The sequence below is a fragment of the Aminobacter sp. MET-1 genome (assembly GCF_026521175.1).
Classification (GTDB): Bacteria; Pseudomonadota; Alphaproteobacteria; order Rhizobiales; family Rhizobiaceae; genus Aminobacter.
Map to the genome: position 1 here is coordinate 1 of NZ_JAMSHL010000150.1, position 251 is coordinate 251.

Genomic DNA, 251 nt, shown 5'->3' on the forward strand with positions numbered 1-251 from the left:
GTTCCATGTAGTGGGTCAGTGTCGACAGGAAGTCATCGATGGCTGGCGGGTTCTCGGCCAGGCTGATGAAGATGTAGCCGCCGGCGGTCTTCACGTTCACGGGTTTGAGGCCGTACTGCTTCATGTCGAAGTCAGCGCCCATCTCGGTGCCGGCGAACAGCAGACGTCCGTCCAGCTCGTAGGTCCATTGGTGGTAATGGCACACGAGTTTGGCGACCTTGCCCTTGTCGCTGGTGCACAAGCGCGAACCC

1 pseudogene is annotated in these 251 nt (G+C 60.2%); it reads right to left on the minus strand.

Annotated elements, in window-relative coordinates:
• A pseudogene (locus NDO48_RS29410) lies at positions 1 to 251 on the minus strand (Rieske (2Fe-2S) protein); the annotation flags it as partial.